This is a genomic window from uncultured Xylophilus sp., assembly GCA_913776965.1.
Taxonomy (GTDB): Bacteria; Pseudomonadota; Gammaproteobacteria; order Burkholderiales; family Burkholderiaceae_C; genus Xylophilus.
Genome location: CAJYQL010000057.1, coordinates 26,609 through 36,305 on the forward strand (window position 1 = coordinate 26,609; position 9,697 = coordinate 36,305).

General features: G+C 70.1%; 10 protein-coding genes and 1 riboswitch. Of the genes, 3 read left to right on the forward strand and 7 right to left on the reverse strand.

Features of this window, described 5'->3' with window-relative positions; all coding sequences use genetic code 11:
* Positions 1-185 precede the first annotated feature (185 nt).
* Positions 186-578 carry a 30S ribosomal protein S9 gene (gene rpsI / locus QZ500_RS08410; RefSeq protein WP_295853664.1) on the reverse strand — a complete coding sequence of 131 codons (393 nt, stop codon included), beginning with the start codon at positions 576-578 and terminating at the stop codon, positions 186-188.
* Between the two features lie 9 nt (positions 579-587).
* Positions 588-1,016, reverse strand: coding sequence for a 50S ribosomal protein L13 (rplM, locus tag QZ500_RS08415; protein WP_295853666.1), 429 nt, complete (start codon positions 1,014-1,016; stop codon positions 588-590).
* 202 nt (positions 1,017-1,218) lie between these two features.
* On the opposite strand from rplM, the gene rlmJ reads away from it, so the two are divergent.
* Positions 1,219-2,169 (forward strand): 23S rRNA (adenine(2030)-N(6))-methyltransferase RlmJ, encoded by a 951-nt coding sequence (rlmJ, locus tag QZ500_RS08420; protein WP_295853669.1) that lies wholly within the window; start codon positions 1,219-1,221, stop codon positions 2,167-2,169.
* Positions 2,170-2,211: 42 nt separating this feature from the next.
* On the opposite strand, the gene QZ500_RS08425 is transcribed toward rlmJ, so the two are convergent.
* The 5 genes from QZ500_RS08425 to ahcY form a co-directional block, all read right to left on the reverse strand.
* A complete protein-coding gene (locus QZ500_RS08425) occupies positions 2,212-3,258 on the reverse strand; it encodes a porin (RefSeq protein WP_295853672.1) in 1,047 nt (348 codons plus the stop codon).
* 118 nt (positions 3,259-3,376) lie between these two features.
* On the reverse strand, positions 3,377-3,955 hold the full coding sequence (locus tag QZ500_RS08430) for a septal ring lytic transglycosylase RlpA family protein (RefSeq protein WP_295853676.1): 579 nt from the start codon (positions 3,953-3,955) through the stop codon (positions 3,377-3,379).
* Complete coding sequence (gene metF / locus QZ500_RS08435) at positions 3,952-4,809, reverse strand: methylenetetrahydrofolate reductase [NAD(P)H] (protein ID WP_295853679.1); 858 nt, start codon at positions 4,807-4,809, stop codon at positions 3,952-3,954. Before metF ends, QZ500_RS08430 begins: the two co-directional genes overlap by 4 nt.
* Positions 4,806-5,582 carry a TlyA family RNA methyltransferase gene (locus QZ500_RS08440; RefSeq protein WP_295853691.1) on the reverse strand — a complete coding sequence of 259 codons (777 nt, stop codon included), beginning with the start codon at positions 5,580-5,582 and terminating at the stop codon, positions 4,806-4,808. The genes metF and QZ500_RS08440 overlap by 4 nt, the downstream gene beginning before the upstream one ends.
* An 8-nt stretch (positions 5,583-5,590) precedes the next feature.
* Entirely contained in the window at positions 5,591-7,033 is a 1,443-nt protein-coding gene (gene ahcY / locus QZ500_RS08445) for an adenosylhomocysteinase (protein WP_295853682.1), read from the reverse strand.
* 87 nt (positions 7,034-7,120) lie between these two features.
* Positions 7,121-7,194, reverse strand: a riboswitch (S-adenosyl-L-homocysteine riboswitch).
* 175 nt (positions 7,195-7,369) lie between these two features.
* On the opposite strand from ahcY, the gene QZ500_RS08450 reads away from it, so the two are divergent.
* Both QZ500_RS08450 and QZ500_RS08455 read left to right on the forward strand, forming a co-directional pair.
* Complete coding sequence (locus tag QZ500_RS08450; protein ID WP_295853685.1) at positions 7,370-8,341, forward strand: sulfurtransferase; 972 nt, start codon at positions 7,370-7,372, stop codon at positions 8,339-8,341.
* Positions 8,342-8,488: 147 nt separating this feature from the next.
* Positions 8,489-9,664: a YeeE/YedE family protein gene (locus tag QZ500_RS08455; protein ID WP_295853695.1), complete on the forward strand. Its 1,176-nt coding sequence runs from the start codon at positions 8,489-8,491 to the stop codon at positions 9,662-9,664.
* Positions 9,665-9,697 lie beyond the last annotated feature (33 nt).

Below are 9,697 nucleotides of genomic sequence, written 5' to 3' on the forward strand. Positions count from 1 at the left end.
AAGGGTGCGCGGAATGCGGCAGGACTGCGGCAGCGCAAGGAGCAGATGCTAGCGCAAGCCGTCTTTTCAAGCGGCCGCGCGTGCGATGCCGGCACTGCCGGCAGGGCGAAGACGCGATCGATGCGCCCATGAAAAAACCGCCCGAAGGCGGTTTGGGGACAGGTCCGGAAGGACTGATGCAACGATCAGCGCTTCGAGAACTGCTTGCGGCGGCGTGCGGAGTGCAGACCGACTTTCTTCCGCTCGACTTCGCGGGCGTCGCGGGTCACGAAGCCGGCCTGGCTCAGTGCGGGCTTCAGCGTCGCGTCGTAGTCGATCAGGGCGCGGGTGATGCCGTGGCGGGTGGCGCCGGCCTGGCCGGACTCACCGCCGCCGTGCACGTTGACCTGGATGTCGAAGGTCTCGACATGGTTGGTCAGCACCAGCGGTTGCTTGGCGATCATGATGGAGGTTTCGCGACCGAAATACTCCTGGATGTCCTTGCCGTTCACCGTGATCTTGCCGGAGCCCGACTTCAGAAACACGCGGGCGACGCTGGATTTGCGACGGCCGGTGCCATTGTTCCATTCACCAATCATGTCGGCTCCTTAGATTTCCAGCGCCTTGGGCTGCTGCGCGGTGTGCGGATGTTCCGCGCCGCCGTAGACCTTGAGCTTCTTGATCATGGCGTAACCGAGCGGACCCTTGGGCAGCATGCCCTTGACGGCCTTCTCGAGCGCGCGGCCGGGGTGCTTGGCCTGCATGTCGCGGAAGTTGGTGGCGGTGATGCCGCCGGGGAAACCGGAATGGCGGTAGTACACCTTGTCGGTGTTCTTCGTGCCGGTGACCTTGAGCTTGGAGGCGTTGACGATGACGATGAAATCGCCGGTGTCGACGTGAGGCGTGTAAATGGCCTTGTGCTTGCCGCGCAGACGGAGGGCAACTTCGCTGGCTACCCGTCCGAGGACCTTGTCGGTCGCGTCAATCACAAACCACTCGTGCACCACCTCAGCGGGTTTCGCGCTGAAAGTAGACATGCTGTAAAGCTTTCGAGTGAGCCGGCACTGCAGAGCTGCGGCGCCGGCGATAGGAGGCCCTTTTCCGCGGTCGGTGTTTCTCTGCTGGAAACCTCTTAGGCGGCGTATCAAGCTTCGCCGCGGGGCCAAAAAGCGCTGCGAAGCCCGCGATTCTATGCCGAAAAATGCAGCAACGGCAAGGCTCGGCGTACCATAGGCGGCTATGTTCAGCTACCGCCACGCCTTCCACGCAGGCAATCATGCCGACGTGCTCAAGCACACGACGCTGGTCGCCATCCTGCAGTACCTCGTGCAGAAGGACGCGGCACTGACCGTGATCGATACCCATGCCGGCGCGGGCCTGTACCGGCTTGACGGCGACTATGCCGAGAAGAGCGGCGAGTCCGCCGACGGCATCCATCGGCTGATCCAAGCCGTCAAGAGCCCTCCTGCGCCTGTCCGCAAAGGGGCGGATGCTGGCAAAAGCATAGCGAGCGGCGTGGCGCCGGCGCTGCAGGCGTATCTCGACCTGGTGGCCGGCTTCAATACGGGCAGCGGCCCGGTCACCGTCTATCCGGGGTCGCCGTTCGTGGTGGAGCGGATGCTGCGGCCGCAGGACCGGCTGAAGCTCTACGAGCTGCATCCGACCGACGGCCGCACGCTCGAAGGCAACATCGCCCAGCTCGACGCCGGCCGGCAGATCGCGGTGCTGCGCGAGGACGGCTTCGAGGCGGTGCGCAAGTTCCTGCCGCCGCCGTCGCGCCGCGCCCTGCTGCTGTGCGACCCGAGCTACGAATTGAAGAGCGACTACGCCCGGGTGCTCGACCTGGTGGCCGAGGGACTGAAGCGGTTCGCGACCGGCACCTACGCCATCTGGTATCCGGTGATCGCGCGGCCCGAGGCGCACGACCTGCCGCGCCGGCTGCGCACCATGGCCAACCAGGCCGGCAAGGGCTGGCTGCATGCGTCCCTGATGTTGAAATCGTCGAAGGTGACCAGCGCCGCCGTCGCGGCCGACGGTGTGGCCAAACGGCCGGGGCTGCCGGGCAGCGGCATGTTCGTGGTCAATCCGCCGTTCACGCTGAAGGCCGCGCTGGCCGAGGCGCTGCCCCAGATGGTCGAGGCGCTCGGCCAGGACCGCAACGCCGCCTTCACCCTCGAAGCCGGCGGCTGAGCGGCGTGCCGGCCGCGCTGCTACCGCCGCCGCCGCGGACCATCAGAAGCGGTGGCGCACGCCGATGCCGAAGGAGTTGCCGCTGCGGAAACCGGTCAGGCGGTCGCGCATCAGGTTGGCATACAGGTCGGTGCGCTTCGACAGGAAATAGTCGTAGCCGACGGTCGCGATGGTGCGCGCCGGGCCGGCGGTGATGTCGGCGCGGGCGATGCTCGCCAGCAGCTTGCCGGCGCCGATCGGGGCCGATGCGCCGACCGAGGTCGTCTTCGCTTCGCGCTGCGTGACCTCCGACTTGGATTCGCCGTAGGTCAGGAAACCCTTCGCCACGCCGGCGTCATAGGAGCCGCCGAGCATCCAGTCCTTGCGGGTGTCCGGCCGCGGCGGGGTGCCGGCGGTCAGCAGGCCGTTGACCGGGTTGGCGATCTGGTCGCGCTCGTAGTAGCCGGTCAGGCCGAACGGACCGCTGGTCCAGATCGCGTTCAGGCCGACGTTGCGGCGGTTGTCGTTGGTTCCGGTCTGCTCGCCGAACTGGTAGTGCAGGTTGGCCACTAGGCCGCCGAACTTCGGGCTGGTGTAGGTGATCTGGTTGCTCCAGCCGGTGTCGGCCGGGGTGGTGGTGGTCCAGCCGGTGCCGTTGAACAGGCCGACGTTCTTCAGCAGCACCAGCGGCGAGAAGGTGAAGGAGTCGCCGAACGGATTGAACATGATCGTCGGCAAAAAGTTGGGCGCCATGCCGCGGCCGAGCAGCATCGAGCCGAAGCCGCCGGACAGGCCGACGCTCGCGTCGCGCGAGAAGAACGGGTCGTTGGCGAAGCGGCCCGGCGTGCCGGTATCGACCCGCTGGAACGAGGTGAGCAGGAAGTTCGCCTTCAGCCCGCCGCCCAGGTCCTCGGAGCCGCTGAACCCGAACCAGGAGGTGGTCATGCCGCCGCTGCCCAGCACGTTGGTGCGGCCGGCATCGCCCGCCATGCGCATCGAGCCGGCATAGGCGTCGACCAGACCGGCGAGCTTGACGTGGCTTTGCGCGTGGGCGCCGGAGGTGCCGAGGCAGGCGAGGGTGGTGCAGAGGGCGAGCAGGGAGGTCTTCATGGTGCGCTTTCGGGCGACGGTGTTATGGATACCGCCTGTTACGCAAAGCCCGTGCCATCCATAAGGGATTCCCTCCTGTCGCTCGCTCCCTCCCGTGCAGCCCTCCGTCTGCGCCCGACTACTCCACCTCGGTGCAGCGCTCCTGGCCCGCCGGCGGCACCGAGATCGCGACCTGCTTGATGCCCAGCCCGAGCATGCCGAGCGCGTCGGCCGCGCCCTGGCTGAGGTCGATCACCCGCTGGCGTGCATGCGGGCCGCGGTCGTTGATCCGCACCATCACCGTCTTGCCGTTGACCAGGCTGCGCACGCAGACCATCGTGCCGAAGGGCAGGGTGCGGTGCGCGGCCGTCATGCCGGCCATGTCGAAGCGTTCGCCGCTGGCGGTGCGGCGGCCGTGGAAGCGCAGGCCGTAGTAGGAGGCGCCGCCGCGGTCGATCTCCTTGGGTTCCTCGAACGCGGGTGCCGGCTCGGCTTCGACGGTGACGACTTCCGACAGCGGCGCGTCGGCCGGCACCGGCCGGTGGCGCTGCAGCGCGCGCAGCGGCCGCGGTGCGCCGGGCGCTTCGGCGGCCTCGCTGCCGACCCGTTCGGTGGGCAGCGGCTGCAGCACCGGCGTCGGGGCGCAACCGGCGACCAGCAGCGCCGCCGCACCGCTCGCCAGCAGCAGCCGGGCGGCACCCGGCAGCCGCCGCATCATGCGCCGTGGCCGATGCGCTCCAGCAGGGCGAGCGTCGGCGCGGACTGGTTCATCGTGTAGAAATGCAGGCCCGGCGCACCGCCTTCGGCCAGGCGGGTGCAGAGGTCGCCCACCACGTCGAGGCCGAAGGCCCGGATCGAGGCGGCGTCGTCGCCGTAGGCCTGCAGCCGCAGCCGGATCCAGCGCGGGATCTCGGCGCCGCAGGCATCCGAGAAGCGCAGCAGCTGGGTCGAGCCGGTGATCGGCATGATGCCCGGCACGACCGGTGCCTCGATGCCCAGGGCCCGCACCTCGTCGACGAAGCGGAAATACGCGTCGGCGTTGAAGAAGTACTGGGTGATCGCGGCGTCGGCGCCGGCCCGCATCTTGGCCGCGAAGGCCTGCAGGTCGGCCTCGGGCGAGCGGGCCTGCGGATGGGCCTCGGGATAGGCCGCCACCTCGATGCGGAAGGCGTCGCCGGTCTCGGCGCGGATGAAGGCGACCAGGTCGCTCGCATAGGTGAAGTCGGCCGGCACGCCGCCGCTGCCGCCGCCGAAGCCGCTCGGCAGATCGCCGCGCAGCGCGACCAGGCGCCGCACGCCCATCGCCTGCAGTTCCTGCAGCTGGGCGCGCACCGTGGCGCGGGTGGCGCCGATGCAGGAGAAGTGCGACGCCGCCTCCATGCCCTCGGCGAGTATCTCGCGCACGGTGGAGAAGGTGCCTTCCTGGGTGGAGCCGCCGGCGCCGTAGGTCACCGAGCAGAACTCGGGCCGCACGGCGTAGAGCGCCTGGCGCACGGTGCGCAGCTTGGCGGCGCCCTCGGGCGTCTTGGGCGGGAAGAATTCGACGCTGATCGGAAAGCGTTCGCTCGTCATGGATGGGCCTTCCAGGCAAAGACAAAGAATTCGCGGTTGCCGTCGCCGCCGGCGATCGGGCTCGGCAGCCACTGGCGCACCGCCAGACCGGCATCGGCGCAGGCCGCGCGCAGCCGGGCCTCGACCTCGGCGTACAGCGCCGCATCGCGCACGATGCCGCCCTTGCCGATCTGCGCCGGCTGCAGTTCGAACTGCGGCTTGGCGAGCATCAGCAGATGGCCGCCGGGCCGCAGCAGCGGCGCCAGCGCCGGCAGCACCAGCGTCAGCGAGATGAAGCTCAGGTCGCCGACGACGATGTCGAAAACGGCTGCAGCGCCCGTCCTGCCTGCGTCGACAGCTATGGTTTGCATAGCATCCGCCTGGCGGGCGTTGACGCCTTCGACCGCGGCGACCCGGGCATCCTCGCGGATCTGCGGATGCAGCTGGCCGTGGCCGACATCGACGCCCACCACCCGGGCTGCGCCGTGCTGCAGCAGGCAGTCGGTGAAGCCGCCGGTGGACTGGCCGACGTCGAGGCAGCAGGCGCCCGCGACCGACAGGCCGGTCGCGGCCAGCGCACCTTCGAGCTTCAGGCCGCCGCGCGAGACATAACGCGCCTCGGCCGCATCGGCCAGGTCCAGCTCGGCGGCGGCGGGCACCGCATCGCCGTTCTTGGCGACGACCCGCCAGTCGCTGGCGCCGACCCGCCAGCGCAGGCCGCCGGCGATCAGCCGCTGCGCCTGCGACCGGGAGGACGCGAGGCCGCGCTCGACCAGCAGCTGGTCCGCGCGCACGCCGGCCATCAGTACCGGTAGGTATCGGGCTTGTAGGGGCCGTTCTTGTCCACGCCGATGTACGCGGCCTGGGCGTCGGTCAGTTCGGTCAGCATCGCGCCGACCTTCTTCAGGTGCAGGCGCGCGACCTTTTCGTCCAGGTGCTTCGGCAGCACGTAGACCTTGCCCGACTGGTAGGCGTCGGGCTTGGTGAACAGCTCGATCTGTGCAATGGTCTGGTTGGCGAACGAGGACGACATCACGAAGCTCGGGTGGCCGGTGCCGCAGCCCAGGTTCACCAGACGGCCCTTGGCCAGCAGGATGATCTTCTTGCCGTCGGGGAAGGTGATGTGGTCCACCTGCGGCTTGATCTCTTCCCACTGGTACTGCTCGATCGACGCGACGTCGATCTCGTTGTCGAAGTGGCCGATGTTGCAGACGATCGCCTGGTCCTTCATCGCCAGCATGTGCTCGTGGCGGATGATGTCCTTGTTGCCGGTGGTGGTCACGAAGATGTCGGCCTTGTCGGCGGCGTACTCCATCGTCACGACCTTGTAGCCTTCCATCGCGGCCTGCAGCGCGTTGATCGGGTCGATCTCGGTGACCCAGACCTGCGCCGACAGCGCGCGCAGCGCCTGCGCCGAGCCCTTGCCCACGTCGCCGTAGCCGGCCACCACCGCGACCTTGCCGGCGATCATCACGTCGGTGGCGCGCTTGATGCCGTCGACCAGCGACTCGCGGCAGCCGTACAGGTTGTCGAACTTGCTCTTGGTGACCGAGTCGTTCACGTTGATCGCGCGGAACAGCAGCGTGCCCTTGGCGCTCATCTCGTTCAGGCGGTGCACGCCGGTCGTCGTTTCCTCGGTCACGCCGATGATCTCGGCCGACTTGCGGCTGTACCAGGTGGCGTCCTCGGCCAGCTTCTTGCGGATGGCCGCGAACAGGATGCGCTCTTCCTCGCTGCCGCCGTCGCCGGCGACCAGGGATGCGTCCTTCTCGGCGCGCTGGCCCAGGTGCATCAGCAGCGTCGCGTCGCCGCCGTCGTCCAGGATCATGTTGGGGCCTTCCCCGGCGCTGTCCTTGGGGCCGAAGTCGAAGATGCGGTGGGTGTAGTCCCAGTAGTCTTCCAGCGTCTCGCCCTTGATCGCAAACACCGGCGTACCGGCGGCGGCGATGGCGGCGGCGGCGTGGTCCTGGGTCGAGAAGATGTTGCACGAGGCCCAGCGGACCGTGGCGCCGAGCGCCTGCAGCGTCTCGATCAGCACCGCGGTCTGGATCGTCATGTGCAGTGAGCCGGTGATGCGCGCCCCCTTGAGCGGCTGGGCGGCGGCGAATTCCTCGCGGATCGCCATCAGGCCGGGCATCTCGGTCTCGGCGATCTTGATTTCCTTGCGGCCCCAGGCGGCGAGGGCGATGTCGGTGATCGCCTGGTCGGCGGGGGCGAGGGAGGAGGGTTGGACGGCAGCGTTCACAGGATCGGCTCCAGACAAAAAGCGGTTCTGAAGACCACGCCGGTGCCGATGCCTGCAGGAGAAAGGAAAGCGCTCGGGCACACGGGACGTGGGCGAGCGTCGTTGCGGATGGTGGGTTCCGAGCCTCACGCCCTGGCGGCGCTGCAACGCTCCTCGGAAGCGGGCGATTGTACAAAAGCCGCTGCGGCAGCGGTGTCCCTGGGCGGCCGCGTCAATCGCGGCATCTGCATAAGCAAGCGCGATAACCGTCGTTCGCGCACGGGCGGGGCCTTCCTACAGTGGCGCCAACCCGGCCGCCGGCCGGTTCCCACGCACCTTCGCACCGAAAGGAAATCCATGTCGTCGCAGCCTTCCGTCCTCCGTCCCTCCCGCCCCGTGCGCCGCTTCGTCGCGGCCCTGGCCTGGACCGCGGGCGCGCTGTTCTCCGGCGCGGCCATCGCCGCCACCCCGATTCCGGCCGGCCCGCTGGTCTCGACCGACTGGCTGGCCCAGAACCTCGACAACACCAAGGTGCGGATCATCGAGGTCAGCGTGAATCCCGGCCTGTACGAGCGGGCGCACATCCCGGGCGCGGTCAACGTCTCCTGGCACCACGACCTGAACGACCGCGTGCGGCGCGACATCGTCGGCAAGGAGGGTTTCGAGGCGCTGCTCTCGACCGCCGCGGTCACGCCCGACACCACCGTCGTGCTGTACGGCGACAACAACAACTGGTTCTCGGCCTGGGCCGCCTGGGTGTTCGACATCTACGGCGTGAAGGACGTGAAGCTGCTCGATGGCGGCCGCAAGAAGTGGGAGGCCGAGAGCCGCCCGCAGGACAACCGCGTGCCGGCGCTGACCGCCACCCGCTACAAGGTCGAGCGCGTCAACCCCGCGCTGCGCGCCCGCCTGACCGACGCGCTGGCGGTGGCCGAGGGCCGCAGCGACGCGAAGCTGGTCGATATCCGTTCGGCCGACGAATACAACGGCAAGATCTTCGCGCCGCCCGGCGCGGCCGAGCTGGCGGTGCGCGCCGGCCACATCCCCGGCGCGGTGAACGTGTCCTGGGGCCAGGCGGTGCGCGAGGACGGCACCTTCAAGTCCCCGGACGAACTGAAGAAGCTTTACGCCGCCGCCGGCGTGGACGGCACCAAACCGGTGATCACCTACTGCCGCATCGGCGAGCGCTCCAGCCATACCTGGTTCGCGCTCAGCAAGATCCTCGGCTACCAGAACGTGCGCAACTACGACGGTTCCTGGACCGAGTACGGCAACGCGGTCGGCGTGCCGGTGAAGAACCCGGCGGGTACGGTGTGGGCGGCGAAGTGACGGGAGACGGCCCGGTGCGTCGGGCGCTCTCCCGCACGGCGGCGGGAGCGGTCCGTGGCTAGCGCGGCGGCGCTGGCCGCGGTCGGTCCGGGGGCGGCCGGGTCCGCGGACAGCGCAACCGGCCGGGCCGCGCGGCTGGTGCCGGCCCTGGCGGTGCTGGTGCTGCTCGTTGCCGCCGCCGGCTGGCTGCAGCGCCAGCCGGGCGGACCTGCGCTGGTGTTCGCGCTGTGCGCCGGCACGGTGCTCGGCGTGGCGCTGCAGCGGTCGCGCTTCTGCTTCTACTGCCATGCCCGCGACTGGGCCGAGCGGCGCGATCCGCGCGGCCTGCTGGCGATCCTGCTGGCGATCACGGTCGGCATCGTCGGCTACACGGTGGTGCTCGGCGGCTGGATGCCGGTGCCGTCGGCCGGGCGGCTGCCGCCGGACATCCACATCGGCCCGGTGAGCTGGGTGCTGGTGGCCGCCGGGCTGGCGTTCGGCGCCGGCATGGTGGTGTCGGGTTCCTGCATCAGCGCGCACTGGTACCGGCTGGCCGAGGGCTCGGCCGCATCGCCGTTCGCGCTGGTCGGTGCTGCGGCCGGCTTCGGGCTGGGGTTCTTGACTTGGAACCCGCTGTATTCGCTGGCGGTGGCGGATGCGCCGGTGGTCTGGCTGCCGGCGCACCTCGGCTACGGCGGGGCGCTGGCGCTGCAGCTGGCGGTGCTGGCAGCGCTCGCGGCTTGGCTGTGGACGCGACAGGGGCCGGCCGCACCGTCGGCCGAGCCGTCCGCATCGGCCGCACCGGTCGACCGGCGCCTGTCCGCGGTGCTCGCCCGCGCGGTGACGGGGCGCTGGCCCTACTGGACCGGCGGGCTGCTGGTCGGGCTGGTGGTGGTCGCGACGGTGCTGCGCATGCGGCCGCTGGGCGTGACCACCACGCTCGGCAGCACGACCCGCGCGGTGCTGTCGGCGGAAGGCTGGGTGCCGCCGCGGCTGGAGGGGCTGGACGGCTTCGCCGGCTGCGCCACGCTGCCGGGCGCCGCCTGGCTGACGCCGCATGCGGCGCTGCTGGCGGGGCTGGTCGCCGGGGCTTTCGCCGCCTCGTTCGCGGCGGCGCAGTTCCGCCCGCGCCGGCCGACGGGGCGCGATGTGGGCCGCGGCCTCGTCGGCGGCGTGCTGCTCGGCTGGGGCGCGATGACCGGCCTGGGCTGCACCGTCGGGACGCTGCTGTCGGGCACGGCGGCCGGCGCGCTGTCGGGCTGGGTGTTCGGCGCCGCGCTGTTCGCCGCCGTATTCGGCGGGCTGGCGCTGCAGGCGGCGGTGCGCCGCCGGGCGGCGGGCTGATCCGGCGGCGGACCGGGCCGGGTGCGCGCCCGG